The following is a 23,867-nucleotide window of genomic DNA, read 5'->3' on the forward strand; positions in this document are numbered from 1 at the left end:
GGGGTCGATGAAGGACGAAATTGTTGAAGAAATGGTGAAAACGTCCTTCATAAGAGGGATGAAGGACGAAATTGTTGGAGAAAAGGTGAAAACTGTCCTTCATAAGAGGGATGAAGGCCGAAATTGCTGAAGAAATGGTGAAAACGACTTTCATAAGAGGGATGAAGGCCGAAATTGCTGGAAAAATGGTGAAAACGTCCTTCATGAGGTTGATGAAGGCCGAAATTATTGGAAAAATGGTAGAAACGTCCTTCATAAGAGGGATGAAGGCCGAAATTGTTGGAAAAATGGTAGAAACGTCCTTCATAAGAGGGATGAAGGACGAAATTGTTGGAAAAATGGTGAAAACGTCCTTCATGAGGTTGATGAAGGCCGAAATGGTTGGAAAAATGGTGAAAACGTCCTTCATAAGAATTGAAGATTGCTTATTCACATAATTTTGATTTAAACTGTAATTTATCTGAATGTTAAAGGATAAATGGAGAGATTGAATGGAAAATCGAGCATCACAAACCTATGAAATTATGGAAGTATGTCTTCTTGCAGGGAAAATCATGCTCCAGAGCGGCGGGGAGACCTATCGGGTAGAAGATACCATGATGCGAATTGCCGCTGCCTTTGGAATAGAAAATTCCCATAGTTATGTAACGCCAACAGGGATCATTTTTTCAGCAGAAGGATCGGAACCTACGAAGACAAAACTTATTCGGATCTCTGAAAGATCCACTGATTTAAAAAAAGTCGCGATGGTCAACAGTATTTCACGCAGAATTAGCAGCGGGGAAATAGGTCCAAAAGAAGCGCTAAAATTACTAAAGGAGCTTAACTCGTTAACCTTAACGTTTCCGTTCATGGTTCAAGTGGCGGCGGCTTCCATGGCAAGCGGCTGTTTTATGATTATGTTTAACGGGGGCTGGAATGATTTTATCCCGGCGATGATCGCAGGCGGTCTTGGCTATTTAAGCAATATTTACTTTCACCGTTTTGTACCCATTAAGTTCTTTTCTGAGTTCCTTGCTTCCTTTGTAATTGGTCTGCTGTCCTTCTTATTTGTAAAATTAGGAATCGGTCATGAGTTGGATAAGATTATCATTGGCTCTGTTATGACCTTGGTTCCCGGACTATTAATTACCAATGCTATCAGAGATTTGATGGCCGGCCATTTAGTGTCAGGACTATCAAAAGGGGCCGAAGCATTTCTAACAGCGTTTGCTATCGGATCAGGTATTGCAATCGTCCTGTCATTTTTATAAAAGCAAGGAGGGCAGAGGATGAATATTTTAGCACAATTAATTACAAGTTTTATTGCGACGGGTGCTTTTGGAATCATCTTTAATGCTCCCAAAAATACGTTAATTAAATGTGGTCTGATTGGCATGGGAGGCTGGCTTATTTACTATGTCATAGAAGATTATTTTGGAGATGCAGTTTTAGCGACTTGGATTGCAACAATATTTATTGCCGTGGTGAGTCATGTACTTGCGAAATTTTACAAGACCCCCGTGATTATTTTCAGCGTAGCCGGGATTATTCCTCTCGTTCCCGGAGGACTTGCTTATGATGCGATGCGTAATTTTGTGGAAAATGATTATAACCAGGCTTTAGGAAATGCAGCCAATGTATTGATGCTATCAGGAGCAATTGCTTTTGGTTTGATTTTTTCAGAAGTACTAAACCAGGTGATTCGAAAAATAAAACTTCAAAGGATGAAGCTTCGAGGATAAATTCTTTTGCTATAAAAATGGCAAAGGCAGAGGACGAATGCCCTCTGCCTTTTTTGCTTTAACCCTCTGTGGGGTTGTTATCGTAACTTGTGAATGGTTGCCAATGATATCAGCCATCGCAAGGTAAAAATTTATTTAGATATGATTGTTTTTATATACCAATTGCCGCGGTTACTGTTCCACTGATGGTTTTCCCTAAACGACGTAAGCCCTACCTCTCTTACATCCTTACGGCTCCGAAGCCGATCCAGTGTGAATAGTTTCTATTAAAACATAAGCAGAATGCCAGAAAAAATTCTTACATTGCGTTCTTTTCTAAATTCCAAGTTACATAATTTGTAAAGCACAAGACATTATTTTACAGGTGAATGTTGTTTTTGTCAAATATAAATTTGAAAAAGGCTGCTGGAACCATTATTCAGCCTTACTATGAGATAGGAGTCCTGTCTTAAGTGTGACCCAATAACTGAACACAATCACCCCAATTAGACCCAGGCTAATAAAGACCCCCATCCTTTGTGTGGCATGAAGAAGACCACCTGAGACTGCTATAATGATTAAGGCAATTCCTAAATAGGAGGTAAATGGATATCCAAACATTTTAAATGTTTTTGAGGTATCGCTTTTCCGCAATTTAATTTGGGACGAAAGAATAATCGTCCAGTTTAAAATCAGCATCACACCTGCCGCCGTTGTAATGTACTCGTATATTTTTCCCGGTAAAATAAACGATAGACCAAGGGAGGCGGCTAAAGCAATACCAGTTAAAAACAATGCTTTCACCGGAGTACCTCGCCCGTTTTTCTTTGCCAATCCTTTCGGTGCATCGCCATCTTGAGCAAGAGAGATCAAGATATTGGTCACGGAAAAAAGTGCACCAATCATGGTTGAAAATGCAGCACTAATAATAATGAAATTAAGAATGGTATCAATAAAAGGAATATGGAAAACGGATAAGGAAGTAACAAAAGGGCTTTTGGATTCATTGATTTTCGTCCACGAAACTATATAAAGGACAAAGAAAATCGATAAAATATATACAGATACAAGGGCGATCAGCATGCTGCTGCCGGCCTTTGGCACTTCTTTGCGATTTTTCAATTCATTTGATGCAATTCCCATGATCTCTATTCCGCCAAAGGAAAAAAACACAAAGATTAAAGCAGACCACATTCCTTTCATTCCTGTTGGCAGCATATGATGAAAGTCAGTAAATCCCCTTAATGGAGTTGTTGGCGGGGATATGAAATGAAATAACAGAAAGGCACCAAAAAGAATGAAAATTACGAGCGTAGATAATTTAATCATCGCAAACGTCGATTCAATTTTTCCAAAGTTTTTAACCCCTAATAAATTGATTCCAAAGGCAATGACAACATAGGCAACGGTAAAAATCCACAAGGCTATGTGGGGAAACCAAAAACGGGTGAAGGTTCCAAGCGCGACTGCCTCGCTTGACATAATAAACACACCAGATAGCCAATACATCCATCCCGAAATAAACCCCATTGAGTTCCCGAAGGCATTTTTCGCGTAGGTTCGAAACGAGCCGGGCTGAGGGTCCCTGACGGTCATTTCTGCAAGCGCGCTAAAAACAAAAAAGGCCGTAAACCCGGCAATTAAGTAATTAAATAAAATGGAAGGACCGGCTGTTTTAATGGATAGACCCGTTCCAAGAAAAAAGCCAGCTCCGATGACCGAACCAATTCCAAGAAGAGAAAGCTGCCACCAAGCGAGTTCAGAGGATTTTCCCTTTTCCTGATTTTCTAACTTTTTATGGGCGACCGTCTGCTTTATCACCTGATCATTGTGCATATTAACTCCCCTTTCTGACATCATATTTCGCTGATAGCATTCCCTGTATGAGGCTTTTCATTTAAAGGAATAAGCTTTTAGGAACTATATTTTGTATATACCCAAAAGTTTTCCTCTAAAGCGACTTAGGAGAGATACTTTTTAAAAATAAAAACCAGTGCAGATTTTCCAATGATATAATATCCTTAGAAAAATAAGGAAAGTGGATGGTTATAGAAATCCTAGAAGAAGGTAGAAGTGCCTTCTTTTTAGGTGGAAAAGGAGAGGGACACATGCTGTTTTTTCGAAGGCTGTTTCTAACAGCTTCCCGGTATCGATACCGGACTGTCCTCATTTTTACTATTCTTTTTATTTTTATCAACGCTGAGGTTATGAGGGTTATTGAGCCTAAAACCTTTGAAAATACTTTGCATGCCGTATGGTGGATTTTAACAACGATGACCACTGTCGGGTATGGAGATGTCTATCCGTCTACCACCTTAGGGAGAATCTGGGCAATGGTTATTGTTTATACGGCGGGTATTGGTTTATTTGGAACGGTGATTGGGCTGATTGTCGATAGCTTATCCCAAATCAAAAAAATGAAGGAGGAAGGAAGAATGGCATTCAGAGGGGAGGATCATTTCGTTATTATTGGCTGGACAACAAAAAGTAAGAATACCATCCAAGAACTTTTTCTAGGCGGCCCCAAAACGGAGATTGTCCTGATTGATGAGTTAGAGAAAACACCGTATGAACATGAACGGTTTCATTATATTCAAGGAAGTCCTACGGATGAAGAGACATTAAGAAAAGCGAAGATTGAAAAATCGAAAGCTGTCTTGTTATTTGCTCCGGATGGGGTTACGAATCCGGATTTGGCTGATGGGAAAACCTTGCTTGTTGCCTCTTCCATTGAACGATATGATGAGGGCACGGAAAAAAATATTTATACGATTGCAGAGATTTTGAATGAAAAGCATGTGGGTAATTTTGAACATGTCAAAATCGATGAATTTATTTTATCGCATGAATCGGTCTCTAATTTGATGGCGAAGTCTGCTCAGAATAAGGGAGCAAGTTATCTGTTTACGCAATTGTTGAGCCGCCAGGATGGGGATGAAGGCAGTGATCTTTGGGAGGTAGACGTTAAACCGGAATGGAGAACGTACGGTGAGGCTTACGAATCCCTTAAGGAAGCGGGGGCACAGCTTATTGCTGATCGAAAGGATTTAAACATTCTAAAAAAATGGAACGAGCCGATTCCAAAAGAGGCCAGGTTATTTGTGATCTGTGATCGAAAAACATTTCAAAAGCTTTAAGAGAAGGTGGAAGGACAAATTTATGTACCGGGTTAGTTAAAGTGTCCTTCCAAAGCAGGTGGAAGGACAAAAATAGAAGCAAGCCCAGTAAAAATGTCCTTCCAAAGCAGGTGGAAGGACAAAAAAAGAAGCAAGCCAGTAAAAATGTCCTTCCAAAGCAGGTGGAAGGACAAAAAAAGAAGCAAGCCAGTAAAAGTGTTCTTCCAAAGTAGCTGGAAGGACAAAAATTGAAAAAGGTCCATTAAAAATGTCAATCAAAACTAGTACGTCAAACATCCAGCAATCACAAGCCCAATTGAAACCGATAAAAACATCAGAAAAAGTCCGACTGCTTGATTATCTTCTTCAATACTTTGCGTAACATTGAAACGGGGCGTGAGCCATTCCGCTAAATAAAACACAATAATCTGTGCCAATATTCCAACTGCACCCCACAAAGCCATATCCGTAAGGGAAATAGAATTGGCAACAGTTGAATATAGAACAATTGCAAGGCCTAAGAGTCTTCCTCCGAGCACATAACTGGCTGCTTTATTTCCTTTTGCCATTAAGGAAAATTCCTTAACCTTCGTTGTGATTTCCATTAAAAATAGCCCCACCAGCAAAAGAACAAGTGAAACCGCTAAATAACTTAAAAAACTTACCATAAACAATCCCCCTAATCTTTAATTCCCACAGGTAAGAAATACGATTCATTCCCAGTGATTTTTCCGCCGGCGCGAATCCCGATGCTGCTCGGTTTACCGCCAATCAAGAAGGACCCAAACACATAAGAAAGTTCCTCCATGCCCTTTTCTGTTTCAAGCGAAACGGTTGGAAGTGGTACATACGCTTGGTAGATGGGCAATTCTTCCGCAAAGGTTTGAAAAGTATTTTGTACTTTAACTGAAGAATTCTTCTCCCAAATCGTCACGGTGTCTCCTTCTCTCCCAAACGATGGTTTTTGGACAAACTCCTGTTTTCCAATAAAAGTGTCCGGTTCTAAATAGGTTGGCAGCATATATTCTTTAACCCAGTATTGTTCTTCTTCGGTATAAAACGCTCTATTCTCGGCAATTCCCCAAATTAAGCTTTGAATAGATTTAGGCTGAAGCAGAAAAGCCGAAACTGGGTTTAAAATTGCAATTTTTCCATCTTTGGCAAGCTGCAATAATTCAATTCCGACATAATCGCCCGTTCTTGGATCACGGTCCTCCACCAAGTGTTCAAGGGGATAGGTTTGACGGTACAGAACATCAATTGGAATACCGTCACAATCAAGTAAGGCATCTTCCGTTATACTAAGCTCTGACATTGGCAAAATCTTATTCTTTACTTGGCAGAGTCCACTTAAATATTGGGTTGTATTCCAATCCTCTATATGGTCGTCATGAGCGGTAAAGACCACATTTGCTGATGGATTCCCATTTGTTGCATCAAGCACTGCCCTTGTAATTCCGGAGGAAAGAAGTTCTTCTTGTCTGCGATTAGGATCAAGATAACCAAACTCCGAGCAAACTTTTCCATTGATTTGAAAGCATTCAGCGATAAACGTCGGAGTATCACTATTGAACTCAAGCATTTTGAATCCATTTTTGGTTAAAGCAAAATCAAATCTTCCGATAACTGATTCAGGATAAAGAGTCTTCATTCGAATGAATGGCAAACATGAATGTGGGAAACCAAGCTCGAGAAGCTGTTCATCGGTAAGAGTACGAAGAAGCTTAGCTGTTTTGAAAAAGATCTTCCCCATCCGTTCTGTTGCTTCACGAAGAAGCATGTGGGTTTGATCTGTGATTTCGAAAATATGGTAGAGACTATATTCTCCTCCATACAGGTCTGACCAAAAGGAAGGAAATTTTGAATAAAATTGCTTTCGTTTTTCTTTATAAATGGACATGCTTACCCTCCAAATCCGCCCCTTGACCCGCTTCCGAACCCACCTTTAAAACTGGAGGAGGATTTATAAGATTTATAGGCAGATGATTTATGTAGGGCCGACTTGCTCTTAAAGAAACTACCCCCGTGGTAATAATGATGATAATAGCCTGAATGGGTATCATCACAGCGCCAAACCCCTTGGTTGTCATCCCAATCCCAATCGGCACAACGATTATCATCCGGTTTAGGTGGCAGGTCCTGTGAACAACCGGATACCGTTCCAGCCACTAAAGAGGTAAGAACCCCCGTTATTAACCATTGTGTTTTTTTCACTGTCTCACCCCTTTTTTAATCTATTTTTATTATAGAAGGAATGGTGAGGAAAACAATGGTAAAATTGAAACAAAAAAGAAAGAGGGATGAGGATGCGGCTTGAATATCGCCTTGACGACCAGGATTTGAACTATCCTGCATTATGGAGCTACCAGGACATACCGATAACGGAAACTGTAGCAAGAATGACATGTGACTTTTTTGTCAAAGAAGGCCGGACATATGCCGTAACGGCCACTGCCATGGATCCCGATGGTATGGCGGTTCTTTATGTTAAAAAAGAAGATTACGTAAACGAAGGAACAGAGCAGAGCTATTCCTATATCGGTTTTGAGATTAGAGAACTTAACCCATCAGGGACAAAGCTTTTAGATAGCAAGGAATTATGGGGACATGAAGAAGTGTTGTCCAGCCTGCATTCGGATTTTATTTATATTCAAACGGATGGGATGTTTCTCGAATTTGCTTTAGATTCAAGAGAAATTGATGAAGACCGAAAATGCTATATTTACTATGGGAATTTTACCGGCAAGAGTCGTTAACCGCAAAAAAGTATACCTCATGTAAAAAATTTCTTCGTTTTAAAGGAATGGAGAAATTTTTGTCGAATAACTGAGAATATAGTTGGTTTTTGGGGGAATACGGCGATGCTGGCGGAAAGACTTCTTTTGAATTTGTTAATCACAATTGCACCTGTCCTAATTTATAGCGTTCTTTCAGACAAAAATAGAAAAATGAACTCTCCTATTCTTAGCGGTACGCTGCAAAGTTTAGTTGCCCTAACCTGTATGATCTTTACACATGCAAACTATGGATTTCATTGGGACCTCCGTTACGTCCCTCTCGTCCTCTCTTTTCTTTACGCGGGACCGAGAGCCGGAGGGATGGTTTTAGGAACCCTTGTTGTGACTCGAATCATTATGGGAGGAAACACCATTTATTTTGGGCTCGCCAATACGCTATTAACTGCTTTACTATCATTTATAGCTGCGAAACGGTTTTGGAAATTATCTCCTAATAAAAGGGTGCTTATTTCAAGTGTAATTGGCTGTTGGCCCCTGCTGCTTTGCTTTGTTTCATTTAATACCTACCACTATTTTCAAGGGGCCCCACTCAAAATAGTTCTTAATATTCCAGATATTATTCTTATCGGATTTATACATACTCTTGCTATTATCATCACTTCAAAGCTAAGTGAAAATGTGATCGAACGAAAAAAGATGAGAGAGGAAATTATCCGGGCTGAAAAGCTAAATACGTTAGGGGAACTTGCTGCCTCTATTGCCCATGAGGTGCGGAATCCATTGACGGTTGTGAAGGGATTTTTACAATTGATGCAAAAAGAGGAACAGGGTAAAAATTATGAATACTTTTCCCTTGTTTTGAGTGAATTAGGACGTGCTGAATCCATCATTAATGATTATCTAAATTTCGCGAAACCTAAATTTGAAAAATTAGAGAAGTTTCAACTGGCAGATGTTCTCTCAGAAGTCGTTATGCTTTTGGATCCGCTTGCGGTAAAACAAGGGGTGACGCTTAAAAGTGAATTTAACCAAAATGATTTCTCGCTGTTTACAGATCGGAATCAATTAAAGCAAGCACTGGTTAATTTGATAAAGAATGCAATTGAAGCTACTCCAGAAGGAGGGAAGGTTGGGATTCAGTTCAAGCATGATCATCAAAATGCTATTATTTTGATAACAGATACCGGCAAGGGAATGACACATGAGCAGCTCTCAAGGATTGGAACCTTATTTTATACGACAAAGGATAAGGGGACTGGACTTGGTACATCTGTTTCATTACGAATTATTGAAACCATGAATGGGAAGGTGTCCTACAAAAGTCAACCTGGAGTTGGCACCGAAGTAAGAATGATACTGCCTGCGGGTAAAAAGGAAGAAGTAACTATATAGTCTAACTGGCCCTTCATATGAAAGGTCAGTTTTTTTATAAAAAAGCTCTGTTAAACTTAGTTGTTGATTTCCGCACCAGGATGCTCACCTGTCCCGCTTCTCCCGCATGACATTGAATTACATCCCCGAATCCGCCCACGCACGATGAAAATGCGATAGCATTTTCGAGGAGTCTCGCATTGTCCATTAACACAGCCTAAAAAAGAATTATTTCGGTAATAGAAATTATTATAATAATATAATGAAGATAGAAGCAAATATAGTGAAAACGCAATCATTCCCTGTTAAAAACCCTTATAAAAGGGAAATTCTGTTTTGGTATTATCTACAAGTTGTTTTATTTTTCAAAATATATTGCTTTTTGTGATAATAAATTATATTATTTCAATATAAATTTTTGCGAAGTATTTATTCGGAACATTTCGACATTTGTCGAGGAGGTAAACACAATGGATTTATTTAGAAAGAAATCAATCCAGTCCTTAATCAAAGAGGTTGGACAAAAAGATATAACCTTAAAAAAAGAATTAGGTGCCTTTGATTTATCGATGCTGGGCATTGGAGCCATCATCGGAACAGGTATATTTGTATTAACTGGAGTTGCTGCTGCAGAACATGCAGGACCAGCACTCATCATCTCTTTTATATTATCTGGTTTAGCTTGTGTGTTCGCAGCACTTTGTTATGCGGAGTTCGCTTCAACAGTCCCAGTATCAGGAAGCGCCTATACGTATAGCTATGCGACATTTGGTGAAATCATTGCCTGGATTTTAGGGTGGGATTTAATTCTTGAATACGGACTTGCCTCATCGGCAGTTGCCAGTGGTTGGTCAGGTTATTTTCAAGGGCTTCTTTCCGGTTTTGGCATCCATTTTCCAAAAGCTATCACAAGCGCCTACGATCCGGCAAACGGAACATTTATCGATGTCCCGGCTATTATTATTGTTTTCTTTATTACTTTCTTATTAACGCAGGGTGTTAAAAAGTCAGCTCGTTTAAATGCGATCATGGTTATTATAAAGCTTGCGGTCGTTGTACTATTTATCGTTATCGGCGTATGGTATGTTAAACCATCTAACTGGACACCGTTTATGCCATTTGGTTTCTCAGGCGTTGCAACTGGTGCCGCAACTGTTTTCTTTGCTTATATAGGGTTTGATGCTGTTGCAACAGCGGCAGAGGAAGTAAAAAAACCACAGCGCAATTTACCAATCGGAATTATCGCTTCGTTAATTGTTTGTACGGTTTTATACATTGCTGTATCGGCCATTTTAACGGGTATTGTTCCATATCAACAACTTGATGTAAAAAACCCAGTAGCATTCGCACTTAACTTTATCCATCAAGATTGGGCGGCTGGCCTCATTTCACTTGGTGCAATAGCCGGAATAACAACGGTTCTACTCGTAATGATTTATGGACAAACCCGTTTGTTTTATGCAATCAGTCGTGACGGGTTATTACCAAAAGTTTTCTCAAAGGTTAATAAGAAAACGCAAACTCCAATGATGAACTCATGGATTACCTGCTTCCTTGTATCCATATTTGCAGGATTAGTGCCGCTGGGTAAATTAGCTGAGCTTGTTAACATCGGAACATTATTAGCGTTCATGACCGTTTCAATCGGGATTTTATATCTACGTAAAAATAATCAAGGAGCTTCAAAGGGTTTCCGCGTTCCATTCGTACCATATGTACCAATCATGGCTTTCATATTCTGCGGATACTTGGCATTTCAGCTTCCAGCAACATCATGGATTAGCTTTGGAGTGTGGCTTGTGATTGGATTAGCTGTTTACTTCGGTTATGGACGCAAGCATTCCACATTGAATAGCAGTGTAAAGGAAATGAGAAAAGTTAGTTAGTTCTACAAAATTGCGGAAAGGACCTCAAAAAAGAGGTCCTTTTTCCTATGCACTAAACATTGAAAAATATGTCGAAAATCATCGTATAATTAAAATTTCTGTCGGTAATTTTTATAATAGATGGTAGAATAGTAGGAAAGATAAATCAAAATCTATCGCGTTTCTTAAGTCATTGGAGGATTTTCAAATATGAAAGAGGGCTTCAGAAATCAAAAGTTAATATTTGAAGAGAAAAAAGCCATTAAATTATTTTTGTGGTTGTTTTATATAATCTATTTTTCATTTGATTTTTTTTATGATTATATCTATTCTTTTTCGAATGAAAAGGAGTTGAAAGACCTTAATGATGGTTTAGGATTATGGCAATATTTTTTATTATCTTCTTTGTTGCTCATTGGAGTTTATTTTATTAAAAAAGGAAATCCGTACATTGTAAAGTATCTGTATATTTACGGTTATATATTTTTTGATGTAATTGATTGTCTTATTACATATCTAGGTACATCAAAGCCATTTGCCAGTGGAAATATTGTAGAGATTCTATTCATTGTTTTTTCACCAGTTTTCGTTAATAAAAAATACTTTTGGACAGTTACTCTTAGTATGATTGGAAAAGATCTTTTTTTGGGTTTAATCCTGCATGACTATCGTGCGCTTTTTCCAGTCTTGATGTTTTTCATCATAGGTGCTATTGCTTTTATTCTATTAATAAGATTTAACTCCTATATTGATTCCTTAACGAATGTTTATAATGAACTTCGTCAAAAAGAGAAATTGGCAGTAATCGGTCAAATGGCTGCCGCAATAGGCCATGAGATTCGGAATCCATTGTCTTCGTTGAAAGGTTTTACGCAATTACAAAAGGAGAGATACCCAAATACAAATGACCACTACCCCATTATGATTCAAGAGATTGACCGCATTAATTCAATTGTCAATGATTTGATGTATCTGGGAAAACCAAAAAGAATTAAATTCGACAGAGCAAGAATTGAAGAAATAATTGCTTATACGTTATCAATTACTCAGCAACAGGCCAAAAACCAGAATGTCATACTTGAAACGGTTATAGAAGGGCCATTGCCAGCAATAGAATGTGATGAAAAACAGTTGAAACAAGTTTTTATTAATTTAATAAAAAATGCAATTGAATCAATGCCTAATGGGGGTAAGGTGAAAATTAACGTAAAAGAAGCAAAGGAAGAAAGCATGCATATCTCGATCCAAGATGGGGGCTGCGGAATTTCTGAGGAAAGCCTTTTAAATTTAGGTGAACCTTTTTACACTACCAAAAAGGAAGGAACTGGCCTTGGTCTGATGGTTACGAATCAAATTATTAACGATCATTTCGGGAATCTGAACTTTCTTAGTGAATTTGGTATAGGGACAAAGGTCGAAGTAGTTCTACCAATTAACCAAAATTTGAAAAGATAGGGTGAAATTTAGTCCATATCTGTCTTTGGGTAATTTATCCTATTTGTTCAAAAATATTTCTACAAAAATACAAAAATTCATCTCTTATTTGTATTCTTCTATTAAAATAAATGATTTATAATGTAGAAAAGTGTTGGAATTTAGTTGTTGTTCAGCTAATTGATTTCTCTCTTCTACTATAAGTTTTAGCATCCATTATGTGAGGTAAATATATGAAAAAAAAATTAATAGACCCCAACATAAGAAATGAAGAGGGCCGAACATTAAAATGGTTTCTTGTATTGTTTTATTTTATCTCCATTGCGTATGATTTATCTTTTCGAATAATTTCAATTTATGATCCGAAATTTAAGAATGATAATCGAGATTTCCTAGGTTTATGGATTTATTTATTCATGTTTGCATTAATTCCAATTGCTTACTATTTATTTAAAAGACAAAAGGTATACCTAATAAAATATATCTATTTTATTACCTATACAAGTGTATCATTAATAAATGAAATCATTTCCTTTTTGGGGGACCCTACTCATTTTAAAACAGGAAATGTAGTTGAAGTGTTTTGGCTGCTATTATCACCAGTATTTGTCAGTACCACTTTTGTTAAGGTGGTAACGGTCGGTTTATTATTAAAATACATTCTTGATGGGATAATCATCCAATCTCCAGTTGTTCTTTTGCCAGTTTTAATTGTAGCTATTTTTTCAGTACTTTCATTCATTATCTTATATAGATTCAAATCGTATGTAAAAGCAATAAAAACTTCTTATGATCAACAAATAGTGGGTATTGTAAAAGGAGTTATTGCGACTCTCGAACTTAAGGATCCTTATACAAGAGGGCATAGCGAAAGGGTTGCCAGCTATGCATTAGAGTTGGCAAAAGTAAGTGGGAAATTTTCAGAAGATGAGTTGAAGTCTTTTAATTATGCTTGTCTACTCCATGATATTGGAAAAATTAATATCCCAGACCAAATATTAATGAAGCCTGGTATGTTAACGAATGAAGAATATGAAATTATAAAGTCTCATACCATTGTGGGAGCCGAAGCTGTCTCCAAGGTGGTGGGTTTAAAGAATAGCATTTCTGTCATACGTTCCCATCATGAACGTTGGGATGGAAAGGGGTACCCGGATCAATTAAAGGGTAAAGAAATACCTTTTCTCGCAAGGATATCCGCCATAGCAGATGCTTTTGATGCTATGACCTCAACAAGATCGTACAGATCAGCTTTATCAGTTGAAGAAGCAAATAGTAGAATCTTAGAGGGAAGCGGGACACAGTTTGATCCTGAATTAGTTGAAGAATATAAAAAAGTATTACCAAAATGGAAAACCATTCATAGTAAATTGAATGATGGATTAGGACATAATAATTTAAACATACATGAAGAAAAGACAAAGGTAAGGGGGGTGACCTCATGAAGATCCGGAAGTTAAAAAAAATCAAAACTACCTGCTGGTGGTGTATCTTTATGCCTTGAAAAATGTTGGGTGCTAGCTTTTTAGCTAAGCATCCTTTTTTATAGATTAAAAGTAAAAGGGTGGTTAAATGAGCGTTAGCTATTCTTCTTTGCTCAAATTGGTCGCGATCGAAATTCATAGAGATAAAAAACATTATATTGTTGAAGATCAAGCTTCAAGTGAGTTTTATGAAATGACGGAGATTTGTATTGATGCGATTCATTTAATTAGCCAGGAAATACCGTTAGGAGAAATCGAGCATCAACTTCGCACGAAATATCCTAATGAAGACGTGGACCTGATTAAATTTGTTGACCAGTTAACCTCACTAAATCTAATAGCAGAAATTGATGGAGTAAAAATTGAGTGTAATCAAAGGGAAAAAGAAGATTTAGGATTTCTATGGATTCCCTCAAAAATTGGGAGAATCTTTTTCAATCGGTATGCTTATTTTATTTATTCGCTTTTATTTTTTGTTAATATCATTCTTTTAATCATAAATCCTTCTTTGTTCCCGCACTATAAAGATTTATTCGTTCTTGATTCGATGTCTTTAATTTTACCGCTGTTAATTGTACTAAGGTCTCTTCTTGTTTTAATTCATGAATTTGGACATGTTATGGCATTACGTTCATATAATATGCCTGCAAAAATAAATGTGGGACACCGATTATTTCTTTTAGTATTAGAAACAGATATGTCCACGGTATGGAAATTACCAGCAAAGGATCGGAATAAGTTATTTTTGGCAGGTATCTGTTTTGATACAGTTATCCTATTTTTTGCTTTAGCAGGTCAACTGTTTTTTTCCCCCACTCTAGGGTTTTTCCTAAGCCTAATGAAAATTGTTGTTTTAGATATCTTTTTTAGAATGGTGTATCAATGCTGTATTTACATGAAAACAGATTTTTATTACCTTTTCGAGAATTGTTCGGGCTGCTATAATTTGATGGAAAATGCTCAAGGGCTGCTGAGGGGCCTTATACCGTTTGGAAAATCACTTACCCCTGGTGAAATTCTTTTTGAAAGCGAAAAAAAGACTGTAATCAGCTATTCCATTTTATATTTTATAGGGGTAGGTTTAACTGTATTTTTATATATTTTTTATTTCATTCCGGAATTGTTTTATTCGATACAGGAAGTAATCCCAGGCTTTAAAACATTCCCTTCAAGTATAAGCTTTTGGGATTCAACTCTCTTCATCTTACAGATTGCATTGTTCTTTTACCTGCTCATCAATTCCTGGAAGGGAAAATACCTTCAAAAATCACAAATGTGACAGAGTTTTGTCAAAATCCATATTTCTAAGGGTTTTTCCCCTGAGGATGGGGGAGTTCCCCTATATTTGAAACACTAACGTTTTTCTTACAATAAGGTAAGACAAAACGTTAGTGTTATTTTTTTTTAGGAGGAGCTTGAAATGGAAGCGAAACTAGTAGCAAGTAAAAAACAGGAACGCTCGGTCAATGATGCGTTTGCATCCCATTTTGCGAAATCAGTCTTTTTAACTGTCGTCGGACTAGCGATTTTAACCTTTATCGGAACAAGAATGTTTACCCATATTGACTTAAATTTATACGGATACATGGTGGGAACCCTTGTCTTTATTGGTGGCTTTTTCTACCGATTTATTGCCTGGGGAGAAAGACCGCCAACCAAAATCATCATTAAAAAAGGTTTAAAACTGCTTTTTAGAAAAAGCACAGCGAAAACTGCAGTCAGTCATTTAGCGATTTACGATTTTATCCGGAATCGGGGAATTTACCGATGGGTGCAACATATCTTAATTGGCTGGGGCTGTGTGCTTGCGTGTCTTGTGACCTTCCCGCTCGTATTTAGCTGGATGTACTTTACGATGGAAGACAACGGCTATTATAATATTGTGCTTTTTGGAATGAATGTCATGAAGGTTCCCGCTGAAGGGATTATCGCCTTTTTCTCTTATAACGCACTGAATATTGCAGCCATTATGGTCATTTCAGGTGTTTGCATGGCGCTTTACCGCCGTTTAAAAAACATGCAGGCAAGAGCAGAGCAAAAATTCATGTACGATTTCTTACCGCTTTACCTATTATTGTTTATTTCGATTACAGGTCTGTTATTAACCTTTCAAAACATAGTATTACATGGCTGGATGCAGCCGCAAATGTCCTTAATCCACCAATTTTCAGTGATTATCACATTAATCTATTTACCATTCGGAAAGCTTGCTCATATTCCTTTCCGTCCAATGAGCGTTTTTGCAAGAAATTACCGAGAACATTATGGAGAACAGCATATGAAAGAATGTAAAGTGTGCGGAGATCATTTTGTTTCAGTTGAACAATCAAACGATGTCATTCAAGTTTTAGGAGTCAATGAAATCGAATTTAATATGGAAGACGGTTTTAATCTTGCTGAATTGTGCCTGCCATGCCGCAGAAAATACCGGATTGCAAGATTCTCAGGATTCCCAACCCACCAAGTGAAGGTCAAGGAGGCAAACCAGAATGCAAAGGGATAAGTTTTTTAGAGAAATTGAAAATGTACGGCACCCTAACGAAACGTTAATAAAAACACATTGTGCTTATTGTGGAATGCAATGTGGAATGAATTTACGTGTAAATACAAAAACCAACAAAATCATTGGGGTAGAACCTCGTTATGACTGGCCGGTAAACGTTGGTAAAATGTGTCCGAAGGGAGTAACCGCCTATCAACAAACGAATCATGCGGATCGAATCTTAAAACCGTTAATTCGTGATGATGCTTCATTAAAAGGAACGCAAGAAGGCTTCCGTGAAGCAACTTGGGAAGAGGCATATGACCTAATCGCAAAGAAATTTACCGAACTGCAAGGAAAGTATGGAAAAGATACATTATCTGTATTTAGCGGTGTATCGATGACAAATGAAAAATGTTATTTAACAGGAAAGTTTGCAAGAGTAGCCCTTCAAACAAGATATATCGATTATAACGGACGTTTCTGTATGTCCAGTGCAGCAGGTGGTTTCTTACGTTCCTTCGGAGTGGACCGCGGTTCTACATTACCGTGGACCGATATCCATGAAACAGATTGCTTGTTTATTGCCGGAAGTAACACAGCTGAATGTCATCCAACCTCGATGTTCCGTGTCTGGCATGTACAGGAAAGAGGCGGCTACTTGATTGTGGCTGACCCTCGTGAAACACCAATTGCCAGAAGAGCAGATGTTCACTTAGATTTACGTCCAGGAACAGACTTAGCACTGGCCAATGGAATTTTAAATCTGTTGATTCAAAATGGTTATGCCGATAAAGAATTTGTTAACAACCATACCAATGGTTTTGAAGAAACAAAAGAATTAGTTAAAGAATTTACTCCTGAATATACAAGTCAAATTACTGGTGTTGCAAAAGAAAAGATTATCCGTGCCGCTGAAATTTACGGCAAAGCACCAAATGCAATCGTCATGTTCGCGCGTGGAATCGAACAGCAGCATAAGGGAGTCGACAATGTTTCAGGTTACACCAACATGGCGCTTGTAACAGGAAAAATTGGTCGTCCAAAATCAGGTGTTGCAACGTTTACTGGTCAAGGAAATGGTCAGGGTGGCCGCGAACATGGTCAAAAATCAGACTTATTGCCGGGATATCGCAAGCTAACCAATCCGAAGCATGTGGAAGAAGTATGTCAGGTATGGGGCATTACCCCTGATGAAATGCCGAAGCCAGGGGTTTCAGCAGTGGAAATGTTTCAATTAATGGAGCAAAAGGAAATTCGTGCTCTATACTTGCTTTGTTCGAACCCGGCCGTTTCTGCTCCAAATCAAAACTTTATTCGAAAAGCGTTAATGAGCCTGGATTTCATGGTTTGTGCGGATTTCTACTTATCTGAATCAGCAGAATATGCGGATGTTGTCCTTCCTTCCGTCACCTGGTCAGAAGATGAAGGAACGGTAACCAATCTTGAAGGCCGGATTATTAAAATCAATAAAGCGCAAGAGCCAATTGGTGAATCGAAGCCGGACTGGCAAATGCAAGTGGAACTTGCTGAAAAGTTGGGTAGAGGGAAGTATTTCTCGCATTTAAAAACTGCTAGAGATGTGGCAGATGAATTCCGTTTAGCCTCAAAGGGCGGCTATGCTGACTATTACGGAGCAACATGGGATAAAATCGACAAACAAGATGGTGTTTTCTGGCCTTGCCGAGATGAAAAGGACGCTGGTACACCACATATGTTCCTAGATAAGAAGTTTTATCATCCAGACGGAAAGGCAAAAATATGTGCCCTTCCATACCGCCCACCTGCTGAAGAGCCAGATGAAAAATATCCGTTACGCTTAACAACAGGACGTGTTGTTTTCCATTACCTATCAGGTAATCAAACTAGAAGAATTCAATTCTTACGCGATATGTGTCCTGAGCCATATGTAGAGGTTCATCCTGAAACAGCGGCAAAATATAGTATTGAACATGAAGAATATGTCCGCCTCTTTACCCGTAGAGGTGAGGCAGAATATAAAGTGAAAATTACGGAAGCGATTCGAAAAGATACGGTGTTTGTGCCTTATCATTTTGGACACGATAAATCTATCAATCTATTAACGATTGATGCGCTTGATCCAATCTCCCGTATGCCGGAATTTAAAGCATGTGCAGCACAGATTGAAAAACTAGAAATGAAGAAGGTGCAATAAATGGTGAAGAAGAGGTTATATTTAGAACTTGAAAACTGTATAGGCTGCCGCTCCTGTTTAGCGGCTTGTACACAGTGCGGCGGGCATGAACAGCGCAACAGAAACTATGTTTACGATGTGAATCCGCTAGTCAATCGCCAGACAATGCCTCTTATGTGCCTTCACTGTGTCAATCCGGCGTGTGCAAGAAGCTGTCCGGCACAGGCGATTCAAATTCATGAAACAGGTGCCGTGCTTTCGGCACTTGTGGAAAAATGTATCGGCTGCCAGAACTGTACGATTGCCTGTCCGTATGGAATACCAAAGTTTGATACAGAGCAGAATTTAATGTATAAATGCGATCTTTGTATCGATCGGACGAAGGATGGGATTCCGCCAATGTGTGCTAGTGTCTGCCCATCGAATACATTGCAATGGCTGACAGATGAAGAAATTGAAGCAAAACAAATGCAATTTAATTTAGATAACGGTAAATGGGTAACAAGCATGCCTTATTTAGAAGGCGAAACAAATGTAAGAGTGAATCTCCCTGGTATCTTGCAGGGTGTCACGAAACTGTTTTAGGAGGGATTAACATGAATAATAAAAATAATAAAATCCCGTTTAATGAAGATAATTACACCCATAATATCAATCGTAATAATGAGAGAAAACTAGACCGACGCGGTTTCATGAAAATGCTTGCAGGGGCAGCAGGAGTATTTGCAGTTTCTTCCCTTCCTTGGGGTGCTTTAGCTGCTAAAGAATTAACAGGTCTTAGTGATAAAAAATATCCAAAGCATAAAATCGCTGACTTACAGTCATTGCCGGTAGGAGATGCAGTAGACTTTGCCTTCCCGGGCGAGCACGATAGCGCGATTTTAATTAGGCTTTCAGAAAATAAATTTGTAGCTTACCAAAATGCTTGTACCCACTTACGCTGCCCTGTTTTTTGGAAAAAAGACGAGGGAGAAATGATCTGCCCATGCCACCACGGGAAATTTGATGTGAAAACAGGTGAGCCAATTGCTGGGCCACCGAGACGTCCGCTTCCTGAAATTCATGTGAAAGTTGAGAACGGTGCTGTATATGCCGTGGGGGTGAAACGTTATGAAGCGTAGTTACGTACCAGTTGCACTTCTACTTGCTATCTTAATGTTAAACATTATCTTTACCCAATACATGGTCCATCAATATTTTTATGAAAAGTACACGAATACCATTATTGCTGCGGCCATCAATATTATTTTATTTCCTGTAGCACTTATCATCTATAAAAAAGGTGTGAAGGTCAATGACTAGTGAAACGTATATTGATTTTTGTTTTATCCGGTCAGAATCAGGCGGTTTCGCTAAGGAAATAGACCAGATTTTAAAAGAAACTTTTGCGAATAAACGTTTGAATTGGTTTCTTGAAGAAAAAACAATGGATGAAGCTGAAATGGTTGTTGCAGAGATAAAAGGAATGAGTGATTGGGGCTCTGAAGAAGAAACAATTATGTTTCTCGAGGAGAATGCCGGGGAGAAATTTTGGGAGTATCTGCAAGGATACAAGATGTTCATCTATCCGGCAAAGAGGGGATGTAATAGCTGTGGAGTCCATTAATTTAGAAGATCTAAAACGATTTACCGGCGGGCCGGTTGAAATTGCAATTCATGATGCAGAGGGTGGAGATCAGGCACCAACTGTTAACAAAACGATAAAAAAAGTGCAGTCATGCCCTGATGGCACACATATCCGCTTTTATTTTGATGATTATTATTTTTTGGCAGTACCACTAGCAAGCGATGTTATTGAAACGGAAACCGAATGGTCCGCATTTGATCCGGAAAGCGGTCTTCATTATACAGTAAAAAAAGTTCAGACTCTCTAAAGTGTCTGGCTTTTTTATAATTGGATGTGTAAAAGAATATTGTTGATTTTTTAAACAAAGTTGATTGGAGCGGAAGGCACGAAGACTCCTGTGGGAGAACGGGGTAGGGGAGACCCCGCAGGAGCGTAAGCGACGAGGAGGCTCCCCAGTCAGCCCACGAACCGCTTGTGCCTGAAGAGGAAATCAACAACCAATAACAGAGCATACTAATTAAATAGGGGTTTAGGAGGGTTGATGAATGACAACTTTACCGTCAAAAGAGGGGATTAGTTCCTACATTATTCACTCCCAAGAGGAGGAAATTAAACGAATTGCTTTAGAGCTCCATGAGGGTGTAGGTCAAAATCTATATAGTATTTTAACAGGATTACAGTTTGTTGAATCCGGTACAGAGCAACCGGCTATGAAGCATTATCTTCGTGAAATGTCTCAACTGATCGAAAAAACCATCCAAGAAATTAGGCTGCTTTCAGTAGAATTGCATCCTCCTACCTTAACAACCCTTGGTTTACTTCCCGCCATTAAGAGCTATATTAAGTTGTATACTTCAACATTTGGTATTCTTGTTGATTTGGAATCATTAGGAGAAGAAAAGCAAATTCCTGAGCGGCAAAATATCGCAGTTTTCCGGGTTTGCCAAGAAGCTCTGGCCAATATTGCGAAATATGCCGATACCTCCAATGTGAAGATGAATTTTATTTGGAAAAAGACGGAATTAACCATAACGATACACGATTTTGGTAAGGGATTTCAACCGGAGGAACTTGAAATAACGAGTCCATTATCCGGGCTTGCAGCGATGAAAGAAAGAATGCTTCTTACTGGCGGACAGTGTTCAATTTCCTCTAAAATAGGAGAAGGAACCTCGATAGAAATATCTCTTCCCTTGAAATAAAGGGACAAAGGGGAGTTAGTTTTGATAAAAATCCTATTGGTTGATGATCACGCGGTTGTAAGAATGGGTCTGAAGATGCTCCTTAATACCAATCCGAAGATGGAAGTAATCGGGGAGGCTTCGGAAGGAAACGAAGGAATAAAGAAGGCATTAAGGTTAAAGCCGAATGTAGTGGTCATGGACTTAAGTATGCCCCATGGTAAAGATGGGCTTACTGCCACCACTGAGCTCAAAAAGGAAATGCCAACAATTAATATTTTGATTTTAACCATGCATGATGATGAGGAGTATCTGTTCCGGGCGATACAGGCAGGTGCATCCGGATGTATTTTAAAAAGTGCACCCCATGATGAATTAATGGCTGCGATTGAATCCGTTGCAGCAGGTGATGCCTATCTTCACCCGGCAGCTACAAAACGGTTAATGGAAGAATATTTGACAGGAATGAAGCATGACAGTTCAGATACTTATAATCTTTTGTCGGAACGGGAAAAAGAAGTCCTCACCCTCATAGCAAAAGGGTACTCAAACAAGGAAATCGCCGAGCAGCTTGTGATTAGTGTTAAAACGGTTGAAACCCATAAAGGGAACCTGATGGAAAAGCTGCAAATGAAAACCCGGCCAGAGCTTGTTGAATATGCGGTTAAAAAGGGGTTATTAGGGTATGGTTTTTAAGGAGAAGCGCCACAAATGACAAAATTAAGAGAATTACAGGCAGTTATTGAAATATGTAATCAATTGAAAGCTGCAGTAAAATGTGAGTTTGTGGGGCTTGCCTTTCAAAATGAAATTGGCCCGGATGTTCGTTGGCATTATGTTTCAGGTAATTTGAATGATAAATATGAACGGATCACCGTTCGTTTCGGTAAGGGAATCGCCGGAAAAATTATTTCAAGCGGAACTGCAATGATGCTTGGGGATTTTCCGAATGATATCCTCGGGAAGGTAACTGATTATCCGATTATGCTGGCTGAAAAACTTGTATCGGCATATGCTGTGCCGATATTTTTTCATTCTGTCCCTAAAGGGGTATTGCTTATTGGCAATAGGGCAGCACATCATTTTACCGAACAGGATCAAGAATTGGTAAAGGATGCTGCTGAAGCTCTGGAGCAGATTTTAAAAGGGCATACATTACTTTGAGGGGGAAAAGAAATGGAAAGAGAAATGCAGCAAATTAAAAACGAACTTTTAGACTATAAATTTGCTCTTGATTCATCTTCAATTGTAGCGATAACGGATTCTCGCGGAATTATTACATATGTGAATGATCAATTTTGCCTGATATCAAAATACTCAAGGAAAGAATTATTGGGGCAGGATCATCGGATTATTAACTCCGGATACCATTCACAGGAGTTTTTTAAAAAGATGTGGCGGACGATTGGTTCCGGTGAGGTTTGGAAAGGGGAAATCCAAAACAGAGCAAAGGATGGAACCTATTACTGGATGGATACTACCATTGTTCCGTTTTTAAATGATAAGGGCAAACCTTATCAATATGTTGCAATTCGATATGAAATCACGGAAAGAAAGCGCGTTGAGCAGGAATTGCAAAAAATGATGACCACCATCATTGATGTCCAAGAAGAAGAACGGAAGCGATTGTCGAGAAATTTACATGACGGGATTGGTCAAAATCTATACAGTCATTTGATAACGATTAATCGTCTGCTTAATGAGCAGGACCACCCTCTGCTTCAACAGATGCAGCAGGAGGCTACACAGTTAATTGAGGAGATTCGTGAAATTTCTTGGGAGCTTCGCCCATCTGTATTGGATGACCTCGGGCTAGTTCCTGCGATTCGTTCTTTTCTTTCTCGTTATTCAGAGCACTATAATATTGATGTCTTTTTTGAGTGTGTATTGAACAAACGGCTGCCAATCAGTATTGAATTAACAATTTATCGGATTATCCAAGAGGCGTTAACGAATATCCGTAAATATGCGGAAGTCTTAAAAGCAACTGTCACGATAAGGGAAATTGATGAACTTGTCAGGGTAATGATTGAAGATAAAGGAATAGGCTTTGATGTAGACAATGTTCAACGTGGAGTTGGTCTTTTCAGCATGGACGAGCGTGCCCGGGCGGTTAGCGGAGACCTATCTATTGTTTCTGAGCTAGGAAAGGGTACGAAAATTATTTTTGAGGTACCTGTTTCAAGAGCATGATGAGTGCTGTGATAGGAAGGGAGCTTAGTTAAGGACATTTTTGTGATTTCCCATGGAGTTTTGTCCTTAACGGCGAGATGAAGGACATTTCCATGATCAGAAAGCAAAATTTGTCCTTCAAAGCCTAGATGAAGGACATTTCCATGATCAGAAAGCAAAATTTGTCCTTCAAAGCAGAGATGAAGGACATTTCTATGAACAGAAAGCAAAATTTGTCCTTCAAAGCCTAGATGAAGGACATTTCTATGAACAGAAAGCCAATTTTGTCCTTCAAAGCAGAGATGAAGGACATTTCCATGATCAGAAAGCAAATTTTGTCCTTCAAAGCCTAGATGAAGGACATTTCCTTGATCAGAAAGCAAATTTTGTCCTTCAAAGCTGAGATGAAGGACATTTCCTTGATTAGAAAGCAAATTTTGTCCTTCAAAGCTGAGATGAAGGACATTTCCATGATCAGAAAGCAAAATTTGTCCTTCAAAGCCTAGATGAAGGACATTTCCATGATCAGAAAGCAAATTTTGTCCTTCAAATCCTAGATGAAGGACATTTCCATGATCAGAAAGCCAATTTTGTCCTTC

26 protein-coding genes are annotated in these 23,867 nt (G+C 38.7%); 22 read left to right on the forward strand and 4 right to left on the reverse strand.

Going from position 1 to position 23,867, the window contains the following annotated elements; all coding sequences use genetic code 11:
* The first annotated feature begins 7 nt into the window (after window positions 1-7).
* Genes RCG21_RS06030 through RCG21_RS06045 form a run of 4 tightly spaced genes read left to right on the forward strand, consistent with a single transcriptional unit; the run spans window position 8 to window position 1,724 of the window.
* The gene (locus tag RCG21_RS06030; protein WP_268884109.1) at window positions 8-130 is read left to right on the forward strand and encodes a hypothetical protein; all 123 of its coding nucleotides are present in this window, start codon (window positions 8-10) and stop codon (window positions 128-130) included.
* Window positions 111-437: a hypothetical protein gene (locus RCG21_RS06035; RefSeq protein ID WP_133336334.1), complete on the forward strand. Its 327-nt coding sequence runs from the start codon at window positions 111-113 to the stop codon at window positions 435-437. Before RCG21_RS06030 ends, RCG21_RS06035 begins: the two co-directional genes overlap by 20 nt.
* Before the next feature lie 54 nt (window positions 438-491).
* On the forward strand, window positions 492-1,253 hold the full coding sequence (locus RCG21_RS06040) for a threonine/serine exporter family protein (RefSeq protein ID WP_133336332.1): 762 nt from the start codon (window positions 492-494) through the stop codon (window positions 1,251-1,253).
* A gap of 18 nt (window positions 1,254-1,271) precedes the next feature.
* Window positions 1,272-1,724 (forward strand): threonine/serine exporter family protein, encoded by a 453-nt coding sequence (locus RCG21_RS06045; RefSeq protein WP_026573137.1) that lies wholly within the window; start codon window positions 1,272-1,274, stop codon window positions 1,722-1,724.
* Window positions 1,725-2,138: 414 nt separating this feature from the next.
* On the opposite strand, the gene RCG21_RS06050 is transcribed toward RCG21_RS06045, so the two are convergent.
* Window positions 2,139-3,539: an amino acid permease gene (locus tag RCG21_RS06050; protein WP_133336330.1), complete on the reverse strand. Its 1,401-nt coding sequence runs from the start codon at window positions 3,537-3,539 to the stop codon at window positions 2,139-2,141.
* A gap of 206 nt (window positions 3,540-3,745) precedes the next feature.
* Here RCG21_RS06050 and RCG21_RS06055 point away from each other — a divergent pair, with 206 nt between their 5' ends.
* Entirely contained in the window at window positions 3,746-4,840 is a 1,095-nt protein-coding gene (locus RCG21_RS06055) for an ion channel (protein ID WP_133336328.1), read from the forward strand.
* Window positions 4,841-5,100: 260 nt separating this feature from the next.
* Here RCG21_RS06055 and RCG21_RS06060 read toward each other — a convergent pair whose 3' ends face one another.
* Genes RCG21_RS06060 through RCG21_RS06070 form a run of 3 tightly spaced genes read right to left on the reverse strand, consistent with a single transcriptional unit; the run spans window position 5,101 to window position 7,033 of the window.
* Window positions 5,101-5,487 (reverse strand): DUF350 domain-containing protein, encoded by a 387-nt coding sequence (locus RCG21_RS06060; RefSeq protein WP_133336326.1) that lies wholly within the window; start codon window positions 5,485-5,487, stop codon window positions 5,101-5,103.
* 11 nt (window positions 5,488-5,498) lie between these two features.
* Window positions 5,499-6,719: a glutathionylspermidine synthase family protein gene (locus tag RCG21_RS06065; RefSeq protein ID WP_133336324.1), complete on the reverse strand. Its 1,221-nt coding sequence runs from the start codon at window positions 6,717-6,719 to the stop codon at window positions 5,499-5,501.
* 2 nt (window positions 6,720-6,721) lie between these two features.
* Window positions 6,722-7,033, reverse strand: a complete 312-nt coding sequence (locus RCG21_RS06070; RefSeq protein ID WP_133336322.1) for a hypothetical protein — start codon at window positions 7,031-7,033, stop codon at window positions 6,722-6,724.
* A 92-nt stretch (window positions 7,034-7,125) separates the two neighbouring features.
* Between RCG21_RS06070 and RCG21_RS06075 the strand changes: the two genes are divergently transcribed.
* From RCG21_RS06075 to RCG21_RS06155, 17 genes are all read left to right on the forward strand, one after another.
* Window positions 7,126-7,575, forward strand: coding sequence for a hypothetical protein (locus tag RCG21_RS06075; RefSeq protein WP_133336320.1), 450 nt, complete (start codon window positions 7,126-7,128; stop codon window positions 7,573-7,575).
* Between the two features lie 105 nt (window positions 7,576-7,680).
* Complete coding sequence (locus RCG21_RS06080; protein WP_308912976.1) at window positions 7,681-8,949, forward strand: ATP-binding protein; 1,269 nt, start codon at window positions 7,681-7,683, stop codon at window positions 8,947-8,949.
* A 449-nt stretch (window positions 8,950-9,398) separates the two neighbouring features.
* Entirely contained in the window at window positions 9,399-10,814 is a 1,416-nt protein-coding gene (gene bcaP, locus RCG21_RS06085; protein WP_308912977.1) for a branched-chain amino acid transporter BcaP, read from the forward strand.
* Between the two features lie 189 nt (window positions 10,815-11,003).
* A complete protein-coding gene (locus RCG21_RS06090) occupies window positions 11,004-12,248 on the forward strand; it encodes an ATP-binding protein (RefSeq protein WP_133336314.1) in 1,245 nt (414 codons plus the stop codon).
* Between the two features lie 212 nt (window positions 12,249-12,460).
* The gene (locus RCG21_RS06095; RefSeq protein ID WP_133336312.1) at window positions 12,461-13,672 is read left to right on the forward strand and encodes an HD-GYP domain-containing protein; all 1,212 of its coding nucleotides are present in this window, start codon (window positions 12,461-12,463) and stop codon (window positions 13,670-13,672) included.
* 127 nt (window positions 13,673-13,799) lie between these two features.
* Window positions 13,800-14,990, forward strand: a complete 1,191-nt coding sequence (locus RCG21_RS06100) for a hypothetical protein (RefSeq protein WP_133336310.1) — start codon at window positions 13,800-13,802, stop codon at window positions 14,988-14,990.
* Window positions 14,991-15,131: 141 nt separating this feature from the next.
* On the forward strand, window positions 15,132-16,214 hold the full coding sequence (locus RCG21_RS06105; protein ID WP_026573148.1) for a membrane protein: 1,083 nt from the start codon (window positions 15,132-15,134) through the stop codon (window positions 16,212-16,214).
* Entirely contained in the window at window positions 16,201-18,369 is a 2,169-nt protein-coding gene (locus RCG21_RS06110) for a molybdopterin oxidoreductase family protein (RefSeq protein ID WP_308912978.1), read from the forward strand. Before RCG21_RS06105 ends, RCG21_RS06110 begins: the two co-directional genes overlap by 14 nt.
* On the forward strand, window positions 18,370-18,933 hold the full coding sequence (locus RCG21_RS06115; protein WP_308912979.1) for a 4Fe-4S dicluster domain-containing protein: 564 nt from the start codon (window positions 18,370-18,372) through the stop codon (window positions 18,931-18,933).
* Between the two features lie 11 nt (window positions 18,934-18,944).
* Window positions 18,945-19,469, forward strand: a complete 525-nt coding sequence (locus RCG21_RS06120; RefSeq protein ID WP_133336306.1) for a Rieske (2Fe-2S) protein — start codon at window positions 18,945-18,947, stop codon at window positions 19,467-19,469.
* The gene (locus tag RCG21_RS06125) at window positions 19,459-19,650 is read left to right on the forward strand and encodes a hypothetical protein (RefSeq protein WP_308912980.1); all 192 of its coding nucleotides are present in this window, start codon (window positions 19,459-19,461) and stop codon (window positions 19,648-19,650) included. The genes RCG21_RS06120 and RCG21_RS06125 overlap by 11 nt, the downstream gene beginning before the upstream one ends.
* Window positions 19,643-19,954, forward strand: coding sequence for a hypothetical protein (locus RCG21_RS06130; RefSeq protein ID WP_133336302.1), 312 nt, complete (start codon window positions 19,643-19,645; stop codon window positions 19,952-19,954). The genes RCG21_RS06125 and RCG21_RS06130 overlap by 8 nt, the downstream gene beginning before the upstream one ends.
* Window positions 19,941-20,222: a hypothetical protein gene (locus RCG21_RS06135; RefSeq protein ID WP_133336300.1), complete on the forward strand. Its 282-nt coding sequence runs from the start codon at window positions 19,941-19,943 to the stop codon at window positions 20,220-20,222. Before RCG21_RS06130 ends, RCG21_RS06135 begins: the two co-directional genes overlap by 14 nt.
* A 238-nt stretch (window positions 20,223-20,460) precedes the next feature.
* Window positions 20,461-21,117, forward strand: a complete 657-nt coding sequence (locus tag RCG21_RS06140) for a sensor histidine kinase (RefSeq protein WP_133336298.1) — start codon at window positions 20,461-20,463, stop codon at window positions 21,115-21,117.
* 21 nt (window positions 21,118-21,138) lie between these two features.
* Window positions 21,139-21,792 (forward strand): response regulator, encoded by a 654-nt coding sequence (locus RCG21_RS06145; RefSeq protein ID WP_133336296.1) that lies wholly within the window; start codon window positions 21,139-21,141, stop codon window positions 21,790-21,792.
* 15 nt (window positions 21,793-21,807) lie between these two features.
* On the forward strand, window positions 21,808-22,260 hold the full coding sequence (locus tag RCG21_RS06150) for a GAF domain-containing protein (protein WP_133336294.1): 453 nt from the start codon (window positions 21,808-21,810) through the stop codon (window positions 22,258-22,260).
* A 12-nt stretch (window positions 22,261-22,272) separates the two neighbouring features.
* On the forward strand, window positions 22,273-23,289 hold the full coding sequence (locus RCG21_RS06155; protein ID WP_133336292.1) for a sensor histidine kinase: 1,017 nt from the start codon (window positions 22,273-22,275) through the stop codon (window positions 23,287-23,289).
* Window positions 23,290-23,867: the final 578 nt, after the last annotated feature.

Source organism: Bacillus salipaludis (genome assembly GCF_030938565.1).
Classification (GTDB): Bacteria; Bacillota; Bacilli; order Bacillales; family Cytobacillaceae; genus Neobacillus; species Neobacillus salipaludis_A.